Below are 20,260 nucleotides of genomic sequence, written 5' to 3' on the forward strand. Positions count from 1 at the left end.
CGCGATCGACGGAATGGTCAGTGCGGAACTGCGCAAGCCACGGTTTGAAGCGAAGGAAGACCCCGACGGGTGCGGCGACAACCACGAGATCATCGGGGACGGTCGCACGATGCCGCAGCTCAACTTCGACGCCTTCGTCGACATCGTGCGCCACGCCCTCTCCTGCACGGAAGGCCTCGGTGCCCTGGATCACACGACGATCATCGTGCGGATGTCCCTCGAATCCCTACAGACCGGGCTCGGTGAGGCCCAGCTCGACGGGATCGAGCAGCCAATCTCCGCGTTCACGGCCCGAAAGATGGCCGCGGAGGCGTGTCTCATTCCGATGGTCCTCGGCGGCAAGAGCGAAGTGCTGGACTTTGGGCTGGGGAAGCGCCTGTTTACGAGGGCGCAGAAGCTCGCGGCGATCGAACGAGACGGCGGGTGCGCCACCGCAGGGTGTAACAGGCCGCCGAGTTATGCCGAAGGCCATCACATCATTTGGTACAAATCGCAGGACGGGCCGACGAATCAATCGAACATTTTGATGCTGTGCAGTGCTTGCCATCACAGGATTCATCGCGAAGGCTGGGACATCGTCGTCACAGACAACGTGGTCTACTTCATTCCACCGGCCACCGTCGATCCCAAGAGAACTCCGCGACGAGGCGGACGCCCACCGGTACCGACACCGAAGGGCCACGACGGCCCGCACTACAAGAGCTAGATGCCACCCGGCGACGACCGAATAGGCCGGTCGCCGCCGGGCCTCGATGACCCAAGCTGCTCATGCGTCGGTTGCGCGGGGCCCGATTCACCGCTCCTGACCGCGCTCAAGCTAGTCGATTCTGAAGATCTGACCGGTCTGGGCACTCTCGACGGACTTCACATAGGACTGCGCCACGATCGCCCCTGGAACGGGCACGAAACCAGGGAACGAGGAATGGTAACCGGTCGCCTCCAGCAACACCGTGGGGCTGACGACGTTCATACGGATGCCTCGTGGCAGCTCGGTGGCGGCCGAAATAACGAACGATTCCACCGCTCCGTTGGCCATCGCAGCGGCGGCACCGGTCACGATCGGCTCCCGGGCCAGAATGCCCGATGTCAGGGTGAACGAGCCACCGTCGCGCAGGTACGGCGTACCGATGCGAACCAGGTCCAGCTGACTCAGCACCTTTCCGGTGAACGCCGCGACGTAGTCGTCACGCCCCAGCTCACCGAGCGGCTTGAACGGGACGGAACCGACGCAGGAGACGATCGCATCCACCTGTCCGACGCTGCCCAGAAAACGTGCGATCGAGTCCGGATCGGTCACGTCGAGCGGAGGCTCGGTCGACCGGGATGCCGTGATCACCTCGTGTCGTCCCTGGAAGGCATCCACGACCGCGGATCCCACGTGGCCGCTGGCCCCAATAACGATGATCTTCATAACGTTCTCCTGTTCCTGATAACTGGCCTGATCATGTGGGCATGGTGCCGGTCAGAAGGGCAGCCGTTTGCCGCGCAGGTCCATCGCCGCACGAACACGGGTCTGCGCCAACGTGGTGGCTGCCTCGTGCGTGGTGAGGTCCTGGCGGCTCGCCTCGTCCAGCACAGTCAGCGTGTTGGCCCGCAGCTTCGCCGACACCGTTGTGAAGATTTGCTCGGTCTGCGGGCGGAACGCGGAATAGCGGGCATCCATGGCGAACGCCGCACTCACCACCCCGCCGGCATTCGCAATGAAGTCCGGAACCACCGTGACACCGGCTCGCCGCAACATCTGCTGCGCGCCCGCGCTCGTCGGAAGGTTCGCGCCCTCCACGAGCAGCGTGCCCCGCACCCGTGACACGTTGGACTCCGTCAGCACGTCCTGCAACGCCGCCGGCACCACAATGTCGGCATCGACGAAGAGTTCGGTGCCGGTCTCAATGGCCAGCTGCGGCAGCTGGGCGACCAGTGAATCCCCCACCTCCGTGCGGAGGCGCAGCAGGGCCGGAATGTCCAGCCCTGCTGGGTCGTGAATGGCGCCTTGGGCCGTACTGATGGCCACGACCGTGTACCCGAGGGTGTGCAGTCGTTCGGCCGTGGCGTGGCCCACCGCCCCGAAGCCTTGAATCGCAACTCGCTTACCGACGAGTCCGATGGCGGCCGCAGCCTCGTCAACCACCTCGGCCACTCCGAACCCCGTCACCCCGAGCTGGTCATACGGGATGCCGCCGAGATCGAAGGGCGTGCCCACCGCGGCTCCCCGATCCCCCAGCTCGTCGTTGATGATGGCCGCATCGTTCTCGGTCAGCCCCATGTCCAGCCCGCAGACGTACTCCTGCGGCACCTCATTGCGGAGCGCCCGCACGAACGCCCGCAGGATCTCCTCCTTATAGGGGGAATGCGGGTCCGCGCGGATGCCGGCCTTTGCACCGCCGAAAAAGAGGTCGACCGCCGCCCATTTCCACGTCATCACCCGGGCCAGCCGGGAGATCTCCCCCACACTCACCGTGGGCTGCATGCGCGTGCCGCCCTTTCCGATACCGCGCGACGTGTTGTCGATCACGAGCACGCCCTTCATGCCCGTCTTGGTGTCGCTGACCACCACGACCTTCTCGGGGCCCCATTCATCCATCGCGTCAAAGATTGTGGACACGGCAACTTCTCCTTCGTATCGGCGACGCCGACATACTGCTGAGCAATGAACTGAGGGGCCCCGCCTTGGAGGCGGATGACGCAGGTGACGCTTAGAGGAACTTCACGCCCTGGGCGAGCGGAAGCAGGCCAGAATAGTTGACCGTGTTCGTGGCCTGGCGCATGTACGCCTTCCACGAATCAGAACCGGACTCGCGACCTCCGCCGGTCTCTTTCTCCCCGCCGAATGCACCACCGATCTCCGCACCCGAGGTGCCGATGTTCACGTTGGCGATCCCGCAGTCCGATCCGCCCACGGACAGGAAGTGCTCGGCCTCAATCAGGTCGTTGGTGAAGATGGCCGAGGACAGCCCCTGCGGCACGCCGTTCTGCAAGGCCAGCGCCTGGTCCAGGGTTGTGTAGGTCATCACGTAGAGAATCGGAGCGAAGGTCTCGTGCTGCACAATGCCGGTCTGACCGGGCATGCTCACGATCGCGGGTTCCACATAATAGGCGCCCGGAAACTCGTCTTCCAGCACGCGGGTGCCGCCGCAGAGAACCGTTCCACCCTGCTCGACAGCCGCAGCGAGAGCAGCCTGCATGGCATCGAAGCTCGCCTTGTTGATGATCGGTCCCACCAGAGTGTCCGCCGCCACCGGGCTGCCGATACGCAGCGTGCCATAGGCGGCAACGAGCTTCTCGGTGAGGGCGCCGACCACGGATTCGTGCACGATCAGGCGCCGCATCGACGTGCATCGCTGGCCGGCCGTGCCCACGGCCGCGAACACGATGCCACGGAGGGCGAGGTCAAGGTCGGCCGACGCTGTCACGATGGCGGCGTTGTTTCCGCCGAGCTCCAGCAGCGCACGCCCGAAGCGCTGCGCCACCCGGGGGCCCACCTCACGGCCCATTCGTACCGACCCGGTGGCCGAGATGAGGGCCACGCGGGGATCGTCGACGAGCTGCTCGCCGCCCGCCCGGTCGGCGATCAGGAGCTTGTGCACGTTCGTGGGCGCACCGACGTCGGCGACCGCGCGGGCCAGCAGGGTGTGCGCGGCCAGGGCGCTGAGGGTCGTCATCTCGGAGGGCTTCCACACCACGGTGTCACCGCAGATCAGGGCCAGAGCCGTGTTCCAGGAGTAGACGGCGACCGGAAAATTGAACGCGGAGATGACACCCACCACGCCGAGCGGATGCCAGGTCTCCATCAGACGGTGCCCCGGACGCTCCGACGGCATCGTCTTGCCGTAGAGCTGGCGGGACTGGCCGACCGCGAAATCGCAGATGTCGATCATTTCCTGCACCTCGCCGAGCGCCTCAGAGGTGACCTTGCCCGCTTCGGCCGTGACGATGGTGGCGAGATCGGCCTTGTGGAGCTGCAGCAGTTCTGCCCACCGCTTCACCAGGTTTCCGCGCACGGGTGCGGGCACATCGCGCCAGGCGAGGTAGGCCTCGTGCGCTTCGCCGATCGCCGCGCTGATGTCGGCTTCCGTGGCGAGAGGCAGGGTCACCAGCACCTCGCCGTTCAGGCAGGAGCGCGCTTCGTGCGATCCGCCGAGGGTGGCCAGATCGACGCCGCAGGCCTCCAGAGCCGTTTCGACGGCGGTGGTGACGGCTGAACCGGGGAGTGTTGACTGTGGCATGTGCGTGTGTCCTTTACGTGTCGGTGCGGTGGAATGAAAGTGTGTGGTCCGTCAGCTCGTGACAGGGTCAGCGCGTGACAGTGTCAGCGTGTGACAGTGTCAGCGTGGATGACCACGTGGAGCTCGGCCGCCAAGCGATCGATCGAGGCCTGTTGCTGGCGTTCATAGAGCGTGTTCGGGTCGAGCACGGTCGTGCCGACGATCTCCGACATCCGCTCGATATCGAAGTCGGTACCGGTCTGTGCCTCGTCCTTCGTGCCCTGGTCGGTGAGATTGGATTGGAAGATGCCGGCCGCCGAGCGGGGCAGGAAGTCTTCGTAGACGATCGGCAGCGGAACAGCGATGCCCGATTCGATCAGCTCCCCCATGGTCACCGTGGAGGTGAGCGGATGCGCGAGCAGCGCTGCACCATCCAGCTGGAAGGTGAAGAAAGCGAGACCCTGCAGGGCGAGCTCCAGCTCCGTGGCCGGCAAGCCACGCCGCCATACCTCGCGGGCGACCTCGACCCGGGTGGCGGCGCCCGGCGCGGCAGCAAGCAGCTCGTCGACCTCGGCGACGAGACGATCGTAGAGGTCGCGACCGGCCGGCGTGAGAGCCAACCCCCGAGCCTCCACCTCACCGAAACGCACGCGCAGGTGCCCCTCGCGCACGATGCCGTCCGGGTGCCGAAAACTGCGTGTTTCCGCCAACGCCCGAAAAGACGTCTGCCGCAGCAGCACGTCGGGGCCCTCCCACGCGGGCGGACCCTGAATCTCGCTGATCATCTCGATCCCGAGCGCCTGCATGCGCTGGTACAGGTCGTCGATGTCGAGCACCCGCGGGGTGAGGTGGTTGATATGCGTGCTTGTGACGCCACCGATGTCCGCGGCCACGGCCGAAACGGCCTCAAGAGTCTGGTACCACTCGTAGTCCACCGGTTCCGTCGACAACGAGAACGCCTGGGTGGCAAGGTCGAGCAGTAGCTCAGCCTCCGCTGTCGGCAACCCGGCCTGCGCCGTGGCGGAGTCAGCGAGCTCGAGCAGCTGCTGGCGGAACAGTTCCCGTGCATCCAGGAATTCGGCCAGCCGACGCTGAAGCTCGTCGGTGAAGAAGCGCGGATCCTGGGCGGCGAGCATCGAGGTGAACACCCGAAATGGGTTGCGCGCCAGTTCCTCGGAATCCAGCGGACGGAAGGCGGTCGAGACCACGGGAACGGCGCTGGAGGACGCATCCCGAAGGTCATAGAACCCGACGGGATACATGCCGAACGCCGCGAAGATGCGCGTGACCTGACGCATCTCCCGGGGCGAGCCGAGACGGATCGCGCCATGACGTTCGGCGGTGACGCGGGAGATGCTGCCGAGCCGCTCGGCGTCGGCGCCGTGCTTCTGCAGAAAATCACGGTTGACGTCGGCAGAGACGTCCACGAGCGTGTTGTAGGCCGGCACTTCGTTGCCGTAGAGCTCCGACAGTCGACGAGCGAACTCCGCTCGGAGTTGCCACGGTTCCAGGAAGGTCATGACACGGGTCCTTTCGGTGTAGATACGGTTCGGGTCGATCGGTACGCGGCGTTCATTAGATGATGTGCACCTCATGAAGTTGCTGAGCCAGGCTGAACCGGTCCGCGCTGAAGGCGGTCGGGTCCATGAACGATTCCTGGCCCAGGTAGATGTCCCGCATGAGTTCCCCCACAGCCGGTCCCTGCAGAAAGCCATGGCCGGAGAAGCCCGTGGCGTAGAAGAATCCGGGAACCTCGTCGGAGGCACCGATGAGGGCATTGTGGTCGGGAGTGTTCTCGTAGAGACCGGCCCAGCCGAACTCCAGGTCGGGATTCACCAGCTCGGGGGCGCACAGGCGGGCCGCGGCGTTGAACTCCGGCAACCACTCGTACGAGAAATCGCGGTCAAAGCCCGGTTCCTGCTCGGTGTTGGAGATGCCCAGAAGCAGCCCGTTGCGGTAGTTGTGGAAGTACAGGGTGGTCGACAGGTCGAGGGTGAAGGGCACCGTCGGTAGGGGCTCTGCGAGCTGGCGGGTCATGCCGATCTGGCGGCGAACGGGAGTCACCGGCAGGGAGACGCCCGCCATGTCGCCGATCGCGCGTGACCAGGCTCCGGCGCAGCAGATGACCGCGCCGGTCACGATGATGCCGCGGTTCGTTTCCACGGCGTCGATGCGATCGCCCGTGCGCTCCACGTTGAGCACCTCGGTGTGGCTAAGGATGGTCACGCCGAGTCGGATCGCTGCCTCGGCGTATGCCTCGACCACCCTGGACGGGTCAGCGAAACCATCCCGGGGCGAGAACGACGCACCGAGCAGTGCCTCCTCGGAGATGAACGGATTGTGCGCCCGAGCTTCGGCCGGGGAAATCATGCGACTGTTACTGCCGTGATCATTCTGAATCACCGTGCTGCGTTCACAGTCAGCCACTTCTCCCGCGCTACGGCAGAGGAACAGATAACCCACCTGCTGGAGTCCGATGTCCGTGCCGAATCGCTCGGCGAATCCTTCATAGGCCGTGAGGCTGCGCTTGCCGAGGATCACGTTGCCTGCGTCGGAAAACGTGGCCCGCACCCCGCCGAGGGGCTTCGCCGAGGATCCGGTACCCAGATCACTGCGCTCGATCAGAACGATGTTCTTCACCCCCGCCTCGGCGAGATGGAAGGCGATGCTCGTGCCCATGATGCCGCCACCGATGATCACCACGTCAGCACGATCGGGCTGGGTGGTACCGGCCGGGAGCCCGAGCGAAACAACCTGATTTGCCATGTGCGCCCCTTGGTCTGTGAGGTTCCCGACGCGGTCTGCGTGGAGACTGATTCCTGCTGCTGTCGATAATATATAACACGCAACCGGAATGCACCAGAGGTCTGCCGAGAATTAGCTCATCGCCCGAGGCCCCCGGCATCGGTAACGCGGAGCGCTCCGTTTCGCGGTGAAGGAGAGAGCTCCGGCCTCAGCCCAGGACGTCGGCCCAGATTGCACGCGCCGCGGCGACACCGTTCTCGCTCAGGACCGTCTCCCCCGCACCGTGCACGGCGCACGCCTGTTGGATCAGCAAGAGAGAGGTGTGCGTGAGGTGCGCGCGCATCGCCTCCTGCGCCGGCAGCGTCTGACCGGCCTCGATCGCGGCCACAATGGGCTCGTGCTCCCGCTCAATGTCGGCTAGAGAGCGCGTCTGACCCGCGGTGTAGGGGCCGAGAATGCGGATCGTTTCCCGGAGTTCCGCCACGATGCGGCGTGCGCGCTCATTCCCCGCAGCCGCGAGGATTCCGTCGTGCATCAGAAAATCGTGCCGGAAGAACTCTTCCTCGTCGCCACGCGTGGCGGCGACATGCGACTCTGAAATGGCCAACCGCAGGTGGGCGCCGAGCACCGGGTTAGCCGTTCGGGAGACTCGCTCGACCGCGGCAACTTCGAGCGCCAGCCGCACGGCGAAGATCTCTGCGATCTCCCGGGGGTGGGGCCGCATCACGACGAAGCCACGATTGCGCACGATCTGCACGATTCCGGTCTCCGCCATGCGCAGGAGCGCCTCCCGCACCGGACTGCGCGACACCTCCAGCTGCTCGGCGACCTGGGCGATCGAGTAGAGCGTGTCGGGATCGAGGGCCCCGGTGTGGATCGCCGACCGCAGCAGCTGAAAGACCTGGCTGGCTAGGGATTCCGGCAGCTTCCGGGGCGTGAACGCCGGTGGCACGGTGTTGCCGGTCACGGCTTCGAGTAGTCGAGGTGTTCGGTCATCAGCCTCTCGGCCAGGGGGCGATTACCGGCAAGAATGGCGTCCAGGATCAGCCCGTGTTCGACCGCACTGTGCTGGAGCCTGCCGTGCTCCAGCAGCCGGTACGTGTCATTGATTCGGCTCTGGTCTCGAAGATTCTCGATGATGGCCAGCAACCGTCTGTTGTTCAGCATCTCGATCAGACTGAGGTGAAAGTGCTGGTCCGATTCGAGGAACTCCAGCATGTTGTGTGGATCGGCCTTGGTGACGGTCGCCTGCGCCAAATCGCGCAGCCGTGCGGCATCCGGTTGCGCAATCGACATCTCCGCAAGGCGCCCGATCGACGGCACCTCCACGAGCAGGCGAAGGTCGTAGACCTCGAGCTGGTCCTGCACCGTCATCTCGACGACGCGAAAACCCCGATTGCGCACGACTTCCAGCAGGCCCTTGGCACTGAGGGCCATCATCGCCTCGCGCACCGGACTATTCGAGACGCCAAGCTGGACGGCGAGTGAGTTGGCGGAGTAGATCTTGCCCGGCTCCATTTCGCCTGCCATGAGCGCTCGGCGCACGACCGAGATCGCCTCGTCTTTCAACGTGCCTCGAACGAGCTTGACTCCGGACAGGCCCCCCACGAGGGGCGATGATTCGCGCATGAGTCTCCTTGGGACTGGTCAATCAGAATAAGTCACGTCGACGGCATCGGGCGCGAGCTCTGACCACCTGTCGTGTTTCGGGCCCGAAAATTCTTGCGGCCGTTCTTGACAAAACCATTCTTATCAGTGCAGATTAGTGATCTACAACCAGTTGTATATAACACATCATATCCCGGCACCGTCCTCAACCCGTGTTTTCTAGGAGACCTCTCGTGAAGCTGAACAAAGTATTCGCATCCGCCGCCTCGGTCGCATTCCTCGCCGCAGCCTTGGCGGGGTGCTCCTCAGATGCCGGGCAGGGAGCAGTCGCCGAGGGATGCACTCCAGAGTCCGTCTTCTCCACAGTGACGGCCGGCACCCTCACCGTTTCGGTCCCCGAGTTCCCGCCGTTCTCCTCAACGACCGACGGCACGATGAGCGGCGTGGACGCCGAAATCCTCAACAGCTTCGCAAAACGCAACTGCCTGACCGTCACCACGCAGAGCACCTCCTATGCCGGCACCATTCCCGCCGTGCAGAGCGACCGTGTCGACGTGGCCATCGGCTGTTACTACCGCACCGCCGCCCGCGCCGAGATCGTCGGCCTGTCCGATCCCATTTACACCGACCAGATGGCGTCCATCAGCGCCGATGGCATTGTGGACGTCAGTGCTATGGAAGCCCTCAAGGTTGGCACCGTCGACGGGTATCTCTGGGTGCCTGACATGAAGACGGTCATGGGTGACAACCTCACGATCTACCCCAGCGCGGTCGAGATGAAGGCCGACTATGAGGCCGGTCGAATTCAGGTGGGTCTCGATGGATACGGCTCCGCCGCCCTCATGTACGACGGTTCGGCCGACGCAACCGTCAAGGCGGTCGCCGCTGACAGCCGCGTCGTTGCGTCGCAGGAACCCGCGCAGATCGGCTTTCCGCACACCAAGAGCAACACCGCGCTGACGGAGGCCCTGAACACGTCCATCGCCGCCATGAAGACCGACGGTTCCATCGAAAGCATCCTCGTGGCCAACGGGCTCCCGGCAACGTCCGGCGAAACCGGCGAACCGCGCCTCGTGCAGTAGCAGCACCGGCTCCCGACAACCCGAGCATTCTCCCCCAGCGAAAGGCCGGCCACTCCATGAGTGCCACCAGTACCCTCCCCACGATCAGTGCAGGCCCTCTGTTCGTCGATGGCCCCACCATCGACGCATCGATGTCCACCACCCAGGCCGTCAACGCGCTGGAAGCGGTACTGCTTTCCGGCTTCAACCCCGAAGAGGATTCACCGCGATCACGCGTGGACACCACCTCGGGGCTGCTGATGCAGATGCCGTCCACCCTGGGTGACTATGTGGGGAGCAAGCTCCTCACGATCACCCCGGGCAACACCCACGTGGGGAGCCCCGTCATCCAGGGACTGTATGTTCTCTTCGGGGGCGGCGACCAGCGACCGCTGGCCGTCATGGATGGTACGACCCTCACCGGAATGCGCACCTCAGCGGTATCCGCTTTCGGAGCCCTGCAGCTCGCCACCCCCGGGCCGAAGCGACTCGTCGTCTTCGGCACGGGGGTGCAGGCCTGGGAACACATCCGCGCCTTCACCGACGTTTTCGAGGTCACCTCCGTGGAGATCATCGGCCGGTCGGGGGAACGCGCGGAGGCACTCGCCGAGCGGGCCCGATCGCGGGGAATCGACGCCCGCACGGCCGGCGTCGATGCCGTTCGACACGCTGACCTGATCGTGTGCTGCACCAGCGCCGCCGAACCGCTCTTCGACGGCCGCCTGGTCGCCGACTCGGCCGTGGTCGTCGCCATGGGGTCGCACGTTCCGGGAGAACGAGAACTCGACGATGCCCTCATGGAGCGCGCCACGGTCTGCGTCGAATCCCTCGACAGTGCGCTTCGCGAGGCCGGCGACGTCGTGATGGCCCTGACCTCCGGAGCCATCGCAGCACCGACGGAACTGGTCACCGTCGCGGACCTCGTGCAGGGACGCGCCCGCATCGACCACAGCCGACCAGCCGTGTTCAAGACCACGGGGATGCCCTGGGAAGACCTCGCCGTCGCCACGGCCGTCTACACCGCCCTCACGACGGATGCCCCCGCCAACGCAATTTCACCGGTGTCCGCATGAACCAGACGCCCGTCACCGTGACCAAGCCGGTCGTCGAGGTTCGGCACCTGGCCAAGGCCTACGGTGACACCGTGGTTCTTCGCGATGTCTCCCTGGCCATCCCGGCCGGAACCGTGACGGCAATGATCGGCCCCAGCGGCGCCGGCAAGAGCACCTTGCTGCGCTGCCTCAACCTTCTCGAACAGCCCGACAGCGGCGAAATCGAGATCGACGGACACCACCTCACGGCCGGCGAACGGGTGAACCCCAAGGATCTCGCCGCGCTGCGACGCAGCGCCGGCATGGTGTTCCAGCATTTCAACCTGTTTCCCCATCTCACCGTGCTGCGCAACGTGAGCCTGCCGCAAGAGCGCGTATTGAAGAAGAGCCGGGACGAGGCCAACGCCAAATCCATGGAGCTTCTCACCCGCATGGGCCTAGCTGACAAGGCCGACCAGTACCCCTCGCGGTGTTCCGGCGGACAGCAGCAACGCATCGCCATCGCCCGAGCGCTCGCGCTCGACCCGCGGGTGATGCTCTTCGATGAGCCCACCTCGTCACTCGACCCCGAGGTCGGCGTGGAGGTTCTCGAGGTCATGAAGGAACTCGCCGGAGAAGGCATGACCATGATCGTCGTCACGCACGAAATGGCCTTTGCGGCCAACGTGGCCGACGAACTCGTGGTGATGGCCGACGGCGGCATCATCGAGAGCGGCCCACCCCGACAGATTCTGCAGGACCCGCAGCACGAACGTACCCGTCGGTTCCTGCGGGCCGTTCTGGACCGGTGAGTCATGGACATGTTGCTGGCCATTCTGATCGGCCTGCCGATGACCATCCTCGTGACGGTGCTCGCCCTCCTGATCGGTTCGGTCCTCGCTCTCCCGCTCGTCGCCGGGCTCCGGAGCCACAACCGATTCGTGTGGCTGCTCTGCCGTGGTCTCGTCGATCTCCTGCGTGGAATACCGCCGGTGGTCTGGCTTTTCATCCTGTATTACGGAATCTCCGTGGGCGCGATTCGATTGACGTCCCTGCAGGCGGGAGTGCTGGGCCTCGGCCTCGTGGCGGCCGCCTACCTTGCGGAGATCTATCGCGGCGCGCTCACCGCCGTGCATGCCGGCCAGTGGGAGGCCAGCTCGGCGCTGGGTCTTGACCGCACCACCATCTGGGCACGCATCATCGCTCCGCAGGCCTGGCGGGCAGCCATTCCCGCCTACACAACCTTCGCCATCGGCCTCCTCAAAGACTCCTCGATCGCATCCACCATCGGCGTGGCCGAAATCGTGTTCATGTCCAATCACTACGCCCGGCAATCCGGCGGCAGCATCACGGTGTACTTCGTCGCCGCCGCCGTATACATCGTGCTCAGTGTTCCGTTGGGAATGCTGTCACGCAGTATCGACATCCGCATGAGAAAAACGGTGACGCGATGAATACATTCTTCGAGGATTTCACCACCTTCGCCCCCGCCCTGTTGGGCGGTCTCCGCATCAGCCTGCTCCTCACCGGAGCCAGCCTCCTTTTCGGGCTGCCGATCGGCCTGATATTCGCCTTCGGGGTCACGGCGAAGAACAAGATCTTCCGTTTCGTATCGATCTTCTTCGTCGAAGTGGGCCGCGGCGCCCCCGCCCTGGTTCTTCTCCAGCTGATGTATTACGGACTGCCCAATGCGAACATCACCCTGAGCTCCCTCGCCTCGGCGTGCCTCGCGCTCACGTGGACCACCGCGGCCTACTCCGGGGAGCTCATCCGCGGCGGCCTGCAAGCCGTGCCCGAAGGCGAAATCGAAGGATCACAGGCGCTCGGCATGAGCCGCGCGGATACGATGCGTTTCGTCATCATCCCGCAGGGAATGCGCATCGCACTCCCCTCCCTGATGGGCTTCGCCGTGCTGCTGTTCCAGACGACATCGCTGGCCTACTCCGTGGCGGTACCCGAGTTGATGAGCCAGGCCTATTCGACCGGTTCCTCCACCTTCAAGTACCTCACGGTCTTCGTCGCCGCCGGCCTGCTCTACGCGGCCATCTCGATCCCGGCCACCTGGTTGTCCGTCTGGCTCGAAAAATCCATGAGCAAGCACCTCTAGTCAGGACGCACCCATGACCACCACTGCACCAGAGTCAACCGTCGTCGTCGGCGCCGGAATCATTGGCTTGTCACTCGCCTGGCACCTGCAGGAGCAGGGCGCCCGGGTGACCGTGCTCGACCGGGGAATGATCGGACAGGGGGCGAGCTGGGGAAACGCGGGCTGGGTCTCCCCTGGCCTCGTCACCCCGCTCGCCGAACCGGGTGCCTGGCGCCACGCACTCAAGGGCCTGGTCGACCGCGACGCGCCCCTGTCCATCCCGGCACGACTGGACCCGGAGCTTCTCAGGTTTCTGCTCAGATTCAGCCGCAATATGACGGCCGCGCGGTGGCTGAAGACCCTCACCTCACTGCAACCCATCACCCACCTCGCGGAAGCGGGTTTTGCGGAGCTGATCGCCGCGGGCGTGCACGCAACGCTCACGCCGGCCCCGATCACCCTCGGGTTCACCACCGCGTCGGCGGCGCAGGCCTACACAACCGAGCTGGCACACCTCCGGCACGTCGGCCAGGACCTGTCCTTCGAGGCGACCACCGACCCGAACGACACGGCGCTCTTCGCTCCCGCCATCACGCACGCCGTGCGCGTTGACGGCCAGAGCTACATCGACCCGGGCGCATTCGTGCTGGCCCTCGCCGAGTCGGTTCGGGCCCGCGGCGGCAAAATTATGGAGAACTGCGCCGTGACCGACGTTCAGGACGATGCGGTTTCCGCGTCCGTGCTGACCAGTGCCGGGGACACCATTCGGGCGGACGCCGTCGCGATCGCCACGGGCGCCTGGCTGCCCCGCCTATCCCGCCGCCTCGGGGTGAAGGTGGGCGTGCAGTCGGGCCGGGGGTACTCCTTCACCGTCGACACCGCCCACACACCGACCGGGGCACTCTATTTTCCGACCCAGCGAGTTGTGGGCACTCCCTACCGCGGCGCACTGCGCATCGCCGGCACGATGGAATTTCGGCACCCCGACACCCGTCTCAACTCCCGGCGGGCGAACTCGGTGCGCAACGCGGTGCGTCCGCTCATGACCGGCGTCGACTGGTCCAGCATGCGTGACGTGTGGGTGGGCGCGCGACCGGTGACACCCGATGGGCTTCCCGTGATCGGTCGCACCCGCTCCAGTCGCGTCTTCGCCTCCGGCGGGCACGGCATGTGGGGCATCGTGCTCGGACCGGTGAGCGGTCGCCTGCTCGCCCGGCAGATCATGACGGGAACAGCCCCCGACGAGCTCACGCACTTTGACCCCACGAGGCGATAATGTCCTTCCCGATTCTTCACGAAAGATCCCGCATTCATGCCCGTTGACATCGCCCTTCCCCTGTCCCTGACGTCGGCCCTGCACGCCGAAGGCGTGCAGGACGTGCGCGCGGATGCCACCACGCGCGCCGCCTACTCAAGCGACGCGTCCCTCTATCGCGTGGTGCCGTCACTGGTGGTCTTTCCGCACGACGCGGACGAGGTGCTCGCGACGCTCGCGGTGTGCCGCAGCCGCGGGATCGCCCTGACCAGCCGTGGTGCCGGCACCTCCGTGGCCGGAAATGCGATCGGCACCGGCGTCATCCTGGACTTCAGCCGCCACATGAACCAGGTGCTCAGCCTCGATGCGGAAGGCAAGACCGCCGTCGTGCAGCCGGGAACCGTGCATGCCACCCTGCAGAAGGCTGCCATGTCGCACGGTCTGCGCTTCGGCCCTGACCCGTCCACTCATACCCGCTGCACCATCGGCGGAATGATCGGCAACAACGCCTGCGGCTCTCGCACCCTGGCCTACGGGCGCACCGCCGACAATGTGACCCACCTCGACGTCATCACGGGCGGCGGCCAGCGCCTGTTCCTCGGCGCCGGCGCTCCCCCGGAGACCCCGCTGACCGAGGCGCTCCGAGCCCTGGTGCGCTCGGAGCTGGCGACGATTCGCACGGAGCTCGGGAGTTTCGGCCGCCAGATGTCGGGGTACGCCCTCGAACACCTGCTGCCGGAGCGCGATTTCGACCTCCGGCGCGCCCTCGTGGGCAGCGAAGGCACCCTCGCGGTGGTGTTGGAGGCCGGGGTGAGCCTCGTCGTCGATGCCCCGCACAAGCTTCTGGTTGTGCTCGGGTTCGCCGACATCGGCTCGGCCGGTGATGCCGTCATGCAGGTTCTCCCGCTCACCCCCACGGCCTGCGAGGGCCTCGATTCCCGGATCGTCGACGTGGTTCGTACCCGCCGGGGGCCCGCGGCTGTGCCGGAACTACCCGCCGGCAACGCGTGGCTGTTCGTGGAGGTGTCCGGAAGCGACGCCGCCGAGGTGGCGAGCCGTGCCGAGAAACTCAGCCGTCTGGCATCCGCCGGTCGCGCCAGGATCGTGACGGATGCCCACGAGGCGAGCGCGCTCTGGAAGATTCGAGAAGACGGCGCGGGCCTTGCCGGGCGATCGCCCGCCGGCGCACCGGCGCACTCCGGGTGGGAAGACGCCGCCGTGCCGCCCGACCGCCTCGGGGATTACCTGCGAGCCTTCGACCTGCTGCTGATCGAGCACGGACTGACCGGTTTTCCCTACGGCCACTTCGGCGACGGATGCGTGCACGTGCGTCTCGACATTCCCTTCGGCCGGTCCGACGGCACCGCCGTGTTCCGCGCCTTCGTGACCGAGGCCGCCCGACTGGTGGCATCGTTCGGGGGATCGCTCTCGGGCGAGCACGGCGACGGCCGGGCGCGCAGCGAACTGCTGCCGGCCATGTACACCTCCGACGCGATCGCCCTGTTCGGCAAGGTCAAGGGGCTCATGGACCCGGACAACATCCTCAACCCCGGCATTGTGGTCGAACCCCGACCGCTGGACGCCGATATCCGCGTGGCCCAGGCCTCCCCCCTGAAATCCGGACTGGCGCTGAGTTACGCCCACGATGGCGGCGACTTCAGCCAGGCGGTGCACCGCTGCACCGGCGTGGGACTCTGCCGCGCCGAGAACACGGGCGACAGCGTGATGTGCCCGTCATACCTCGCCACCCGCGACGAAAAGGACTCGACCCGTGGCCGCGCCCGCGTGCTGCAGGAGATGATCAACCAGGGCGGCACGAATTGGCGTTCACCCGAGGTGCACGACGCGCTCGACCTCTGCCTGTCGTGCAAGGGCTGCGCCTCGGATTGCCCCACCGGCGTGGACATGGCTGCATACAAGGCCGAAGTGCTGCACCAAAGCTTCAAGGGACGCCTGCGTCCGCTCACCCATTATTCGCTTGGCTGGCTGCCGCGATGGGCCCGGCTCGCCGCCGTGGCGCCCCGGCTGCTGAACCGCCTCGTGACGTTGCCGGGCATCAACCGTCTCGCGCTGCGGCTGGCCGGCGTAGACCACCGCCGCACCATCCCCCGCTTCACCGAGCAGACCTTCCATGACTGGTTCGCCGCGCGATCGGCCATACCGTCGCGCCCGGGCACAACGCCGGTGCTGCTGTGGGTCGACTCCTTCACCAACTCGTTCAGCCCCGAGGTGGGAAAATCTGCCGTGAGGGTGCTCGAATCGGCCGGCTTCGACGTGCGCGTTCCCGCACAGCCGCTCTGCTGCGGCTTGACGTGGATTTCCACCGGGCAGCTGGATGGAGCCCGCCGAATTCTGGGCAAAACCGTCGACACCCTGACCGAGACAGCCGCGGCAGGCATCCCGATCGTCGGCCTGGAGCCTCGTGTACCGGGGTGCTTCGCTCGGACGCGCTGGAGCTCCTCGGCGAGGAACGCGCCCGTCCGGTCGCCCGCGCCGTGCACACGCTGGCCGAGCTGTTGGCCACCCGACCGGACTACATTCCGCCGTCGTTGGCCGGAACGACCGTCGTCGCCCAGCCGCACTGCCATCACCACGCGGTAATGGGCTGGAGCCCCGACGCGGCCCTGCTGAAGGAGGCCGGTGCCGACGTGCAACAGCTGGGCGGATGCTGCGGCCTCGCCGGCAACTTCGGTGTCGAGCGCGGTCATTACGATATCTCCGTCGCCGTGGCTGAGCAGCAGTTGCTGCCGGCCGTGCGCGCCGCGGCCGCGGATGCGATCGTGCTGGCCGACGGCTTCTCCTGCCGAACCCAACTCGAAGACCTCAGCGACCGCCGCGGTGTTCACCTCGCTCAATTGCTCGACGCCGCCGCCGCGCGAGCCGCCGTGGGGTCAGTCACGGAGCGGGACCAGGCTGCCCACCCCAGTAGCTCCGGCGGCCTCACCACGCCCAATGCTGCCGGCACGACACATTCGTGATTCACCAGCACATCCACGCGCGGAGACTGAGCCGCGCCGGCTGATGTTTCTCCTCCACAGGTAAATTCTTTGCGAGTTGTGCACAGAAATGCCCGATCAGGGCCGTTTAGGTCGCTCCAGTGTCGGTGGTGGCTGGGAAAATTATGCCATGACCACTTCAACGGACCTCCTCATCGAGAGCACGGCGGCACTCGCCGACACGTACTCTCGAGCCCTGGGCGGTGGGGTGTGTTCGGAGGAACGACCGAGTGCCGGGTTGGAACTGCAGCGGATGACCGACGCGGGGCTGTTGGCCGTGGTGGAGGCCAGTTTCGCGGCGGTACGGCAGGGCCAGGCGCTACTCGTGCAGGCGGCGGGTGAACTGCAGGACCGGTTCGAGCACGATTCGGGGCCGCACAGCATCTCCGCCCGAACCGGCAACAGAAATGCGGCCGCCGCACTGACTGACATCGGGCATATCTCGATGGCGGAGGCGGGTCGGCTCTGTCGAGTCGGGGCGGCGACCAGGCCACGGATGAGCCTGATCGGCGAGGCTCTACCGCCGGAATTCCCGGAGGTCGCCGAGGCCCTCGCTGCCGGGGCCTTGCCGGTGGATTCGGCGCTGTTCATCACGGCGAACCTGGGCCAGGCGGCACCGCGAGCGACGACCGACGACATGATCGCGGCGGAGAAGGAACTGGTGGAGTTCGCGGCGACCAACCCGGTGGACTCGGTGCGGAAACTCTCCGTACGCTACCGCGACGCTCTCGACGTCGACGGCGTCGAACCCCGCGAGGAGGTGCTCGTCTCCCGGCGGGCCCTGACCCGGCTGGTGCAGCCCAACGGGATGAAACGGTACATTCTCGACGCCGACCCGGTGTCGGCCGCGTTCCTGGACACCGCGATCGACGGAATGGTCGGTGCCGAGCTGCGCAAACCACGGTTTGAGGCGAAGGAAGACCCCGACGGGTGCGGTGACAATCACGAGATCATCGGGGACGGTCGCACAATGCCGCAGCTGAACTTCGACGCCTTCGTCGATATCGTGCGCCACGCGCTCTCCTGCACGGAAGGGCTCGGTGCCCTGGATCACACGACGATCATCGTGCGCATGTCCCTTGAATCCCTGCAGACCGGGCTTGGGGAGGCCCAGCTCGACGGGATCGAGCAGCCAATCTCCGCCTTCACGGCCAGGAAAATGGCCGCGGAAGCGTGCCTCATTCCGATGGTCCTCGGCGGGAAGAGTGAAGTGCTCGATTTCGGGCTCGGGAAGCGGCTCTTCACCCGGGCGCAGAAACTCGCGGCGATCGAACGAGACGGCGAGTGCGCTACCGCGGGCTGTAACAGGCCACCGAGCTATGCCGAAGGGCACCACATCATTTGGTACAAATCGCAGGATGGGCCGACGAACCAATCGAACATTTTGATGCTGTGCAGTGCTTGCCATCATCGGATCCACCGCGAAGGCTGGGACATCGTCGTGAGAGACAACGTGGTCTACTTCATCCCGCCGGCCACCGTCGATCCCAAGAGAACTCCGCGTCGCGGCGGGCGGCCACCGGTACCGACACCGAAGGGCCACGACGGCCCGCACTACAAGAGTTAGATGCCACCCGGCGCCGACCGAATAGGCCGGTCGTCGCCGGGCCCCTTCACCTCGGCGCCCGCATCACTTCTGCGACGAGATGCGGCGGATGACGTTCCCACTGCCACGGGTGAGTCCGCCCCGGATGCGCTGGCGCGGCCAGGCAGCTTCGCCGCGACCGCCGTCACCGCCGTCGCCGCCGCGACCGCCGTGACACAACCGTGACCATTCCGTGAGAGCGCTCTCTTGACGAACGCCGCGACCGGCCGCTACTCTCGAATCACTGCTCATGAGAGCGCTCTCACGCCCTGTTAGAGACGATCACAGACCTTCGCAGCACACACAAAGGAGTGACCGTGAAGCGTTTCCCGCGCACCATTTTTACCGCCGTCGCCGGCGCAGCATCCATTGCCCTGCTGGCAACGGGATGCTCCGCAACGACTGGTTCCACCGACTCCGCCGACGGAAAGGTCGAGCTGACCGTCGCCACGTTCAACGAGTTCGGCTACGAAGACCTGTTCGGCGCCTACGAGGCCGCCAACCCCAACGTGACCATCGTGCACAAGAAGGCTGCGACCACCAACGAGGCCCGCGACAACCTCACCACACGGCTCGCCGCCGGCAGCGGACTGAGCGATATCGAAGCCATCGAGGTGGACTGGCTTCCCGAACTGCTGCAGTACCCCGACCAGTTCGTCGACCTCGCGGCCGCCGACGTGGACGGCCGCTGGCTCTCCTGGAAGACCGACGCCGCCACCACCGCCGACGGCCAGCTGATCGGTTACGGCACCGACATCGGCCCCGAGGGCGTCTGCTACCGCTCCGACCTCTTCGCCGCCGCCGGCCTGCCCACCGACCGCGCGGCCGTGGCCGACATGCTCGGCGATAGCTGGGACAGCTACTATGCCGCCGGCGCACAGTTCGAAGCGGCCGGCACGAACGTGCCCTGGTTCGACTCCGCCGGAGCCACCTGGCAGGGCGTCGTGAACCAGATCCAGAACCCCTACGAAGACTCCGACGGCACCGTGATCGCCACGGAGAACCCCGAAATCAAGGCTGCCTACGCGAGCGTTCTCGGCGCCAGCACCGATCTGTCCGCGCACCTCGCCCAGTGGAGCAGCGACTGGACGTCCAGCTTCCAGGACGATGGCTTCGCCACCATGCTCTGCCCGGGCTGGATGCTCGGTGTGATCGAGGGCAACGCCGACGGCGTCACCGGCTGGGACATCGCCGATACCTTCCCCGGCGGCGGCGGCAACTGGGGCGGCTCCTACCTCACCGTACCCACGCAGTCCGCACACCCGAAGGAAGCCCAGAAGCTCGCCGCCTGGCTCACCGCCCCCGAGCAGCAGCTCTCCGCCTTCGCCTCCAAGGGCACCTTCCCGAGCCAGGTCGACGCCCTCGCCAGCCCTGACCTGCTCGAGAGCACCGATGCCTTCTTCAACAACGCCCCCACGGGACAGATTCTCGCCAACCGCGCTGCCGCCGTTGAGGTGACGCCGTTCAAGGGCGAGAAGTACTTCGCCATCAACGATGCCATGCAGCAGGCCCTCACCCGCGTTGAAGACGGCCTGATGACGGCCGACGAGAGCTGGGACAAGTGGGTCTCCGACGTGAACGCGCTCGGCTGATCTACCTCGGCTGATCCACCCGGTCTGATCGACCTCGGCTGATCGACCCGGGCTGATTACCTGGCTGATCGACCCGACCCGCGCGCCGGCCGCCAGTCT

Annotated in this window: 19 protein-coding genes; 12 read left to right on the plus strand and 7 right to left on the minus strand. The window is 66.0% G+C overall.

Annotation, left to right across the window (positions count from 1 at the left end):
* Positions 1-706: HNH endonuclease signature motif containing protein (locus tag JF66_RS03595; RefSeq protein WP_156109634.1), on the plus strand; the 706-nt coding region annotated here is incomplete at its 5' end.
* 111 nt (positions 707-817) lie between these two features.
* Here JF66_RS03595 and JF66_RS03600 read toward each other — a convergent pair.
* The 7 genes from JF66_RS03600 to JF66_RS03630 all read right to left on the minus strand — a co-directional run bounded on the left by JF66_RS03600 (position 818) and on the right by JF66_RS03630 (position 8,576).
* Entirely contained in the window at positions 818-1,411 is a 594-nt protein-coding gene (locus JF66_RS03600; RefSeq protein WP_035875343.1) for a short chain dehydrogenase, read from the minus strand.
* Positions 1,412-1,462: 51 nt separating this feature from the next.
* Entirely contained in the window at positions 1,463-2,602 is a 1,140-nt protein-coding gene (locus JF66_RS03605; RefSeq protein WP_231556282.1) for a Glu/Leu/Phe/Val dehydrogenase, read from the minus strand.
* A 91-nt stretch (positions 2,603-2,693) separates the two neighbouring features.
* On the minus strand, positions 2,694-4,223 hold the full coding sequence (locus tag JF66_RS03610) for an aldehyde dehydrogenase family protein (RefSeq protein ID WP_051973083.1): 1,530 nt from the start codon (positions 4,221-4,223) through the stop codon (positions 2,694-2,696).
* A gap of 83 nt (positions 4,224-4,306) precedes the next feature.
* The gene (locus tag JF66_RS03615; protein ID WP_035875346.1) at positions 4,307-5,722 is read right to left on the minus strand and encodes a VOC family protein; all 1,416 of its coding nucleotides are present in this window, start codon (positions 5,720-5,722) and stop codon (positions 4,307-4,309) included.
* Between the two features lie 55 nt (positions 5,723-5,777).
* On the minus strand, positions 5,778-6,968 hold the full coding sequence (locus tag JF66_RS03620; protein ID WP_035875350.1) for an FAD-binding oxidoreductase: 1,191 nt from the start codon (positions 6,966-6,968) through the stop codon (positions 5,778-5,780).
* Positions 6,969-7,155: 187 nt separating this feature from the next.
* Positions 7,156-7,914, minus strand: a complete 759-nt coding sequence (locus JF66_RS03625) for a GntR family transcriptional regulator (RefSeq protein WP_035875353.1) — start codon at positions 7,912-7,914, stop codon at positions 7,156-7,158.
* Complete coding sequence (locus JF66_RS03630) at positions 7,911-8,576, minus strand: GntR family transcriptional regulator (protein ID WP_051973084.1); 666 nt, start codon at positions 8,574-8,576, stop codon at positions 7,911-7,913. The genes JF66_RS03625 and JF66_RS03630 overlap by 4 nt, the downstream gene beginning before the upstream one ends.
* A gap of 212 nt (positions 8,577-8,788) precedes the next feature.
* Here JF66_RS03630 and JF66_RS03635 point away from each other — a divergent pair, with 212 nt between their 5' ends.
* From JF66_RS03635 to JF66_RS03680, 11 genes are all read left to right on the plus strand, one after another.
* A complete protein-coding gene (locus tag JF66_RS03635) occupies positions 8,789-9,637 on the plus strand; it encodes an ABC transporter substrate-binding protein (RefSeq protein ID WP_051973085.1) in 849 nt (282 codons plus the stop codon).
* A 56-nt stretch (positions 9,638-9,693) separates the two neighbouring features.
* Positions 9,694-10,689, plus strand: coding sequence for an ornithine cyclodeaminase family protein (locus JF66_RS03640; RefSeq protein ID WP_051973086.1), 996 nt, complete (start codon positions 9,694-9,696; stop codon positions 10,687-10,689).
* Positions 10,686-11,459 carry an amino acid ABC transporter ATP-binding protein gene (locus JF66_RS03645; protein WP_035875355.1) on the plus strand — a complete coding sequence of 258 codons (774 nt, stop codon included), beginning with the start codon at positions 10,686-10,688 and terminating at the stop codon, positions 11,457-11,459. The genes JF66_RS03640 and JF66_RS03645 overlap by 4 nt, the downstream gene beginning before the upstream one ends.
* A 3-nt stretch (positions 11,460-11,462) precedes the next feature.
* Positions 11,463-12,101: an amino acid ABC transporter permease gene (locus JF66_RS03650; RefSeq protein WP_035875358.1), complete on the plus strand. Its 639-nt coding sequence runs from the start codon at positions 11,463-11,465 to the stop codon at positions 12,099-12,101.
* A complete protein-coding gene (locus JF66_RS03655; RefSeq protein WP_035875360.1) occupies positions 12,098-12,754 on the plus strand; it encodes an amino acid ABC transporter permease in 657 nt (218 codons plus the stop codon). Before JF66_RS03650 ends, JF66_RS03655 begins: the two co-directional genes overlap by 4 nt.
* Before the next feature lie 13 nt (positions 12,755-12,767).
* Positions 12,768-14,009, plus strand: a complete 1,242-nt coding sequence (locus JF66_RS03660) for an FAD-binding oxidoreductase (protein ID WP_035875363.1) — start codon at positions 12,768-12,770, stop codon at positions 14,007-14,009.
* A 36-nt stretch (positions 14,010-14,045) separates the two neighbouring features.
* Positions 14,046-16,589 carry an FAD-binding and (Fe-S)-binding domain-containing protein gene (locus JF66_RS03665; RefSeq protein WP_369797941.1) on the plus strand — a complete coding sequence of 848 codons (2,544 nt, stop codon included), beginning with the start codon at positions 14,046-14,048 and terminating at the stop codon, positions 16,587-16,589.
* Positions 16,589-16,966 carry a hypothetical protein gene (locus JF66_RS25215; protein ID WP_369797942.1) on the plus strand — a complete coding sequence of 126 codons (378 nt, stop codon included), beginning with the start codon at positions 16,589-16,591 and terminating at the stop codon, positions 16,964-16,966. Before JF66_RS03665 ends, JF66_RS25215 begins: the two co-directional genes overlap by 1 nt.
* Before the next feature lie 148 nt (positions 16,967-17,114).
* Positions 17,115-18,551: an HNH endonuclease signature motif containing protein gene (locus JF66_RS03670; RefSeq protein ID WP_051973087.1), complete on the plus strand. Its 1,437-nt coding sequence runs from the start codon at positions 17,115-17,117 to the stop codon at positions 18,549-18,551.
* Positions 18,552-18,755, plus strand: a complete 204-nt coding sequence (locus tag JF66_RS03675) for a hypothetical protein (protein WP_035875367.1) — start codon at positions 18,552-18,554, stop codon at positions 18,753-18,755.
* 131 nt (positions 18,756-18,886) lie between these two features.
* Positions 18,887-20,161: an extracellular solute-binding protein gene (locus JF66_RS03680; protein ID WP_081882123.1), complete on the plus strand. Its 1,275-nt coding sequence runs from the start codon at positions 18,887-18,889 to the stop codon at positions 20,159-20,161.
* The last annotated feature ends 99 nt before the right edge of the window (positions 20,162-20,260 follow it).

This window comes from Cryobacterium sp. MLB-32, assembly GCF_000738085.1.
Classification (GTDB): Bacteria; Actinomycetota; Actinomycetes; order Actinomycetales; family Microbacteriaceae; genus Cryobacterium.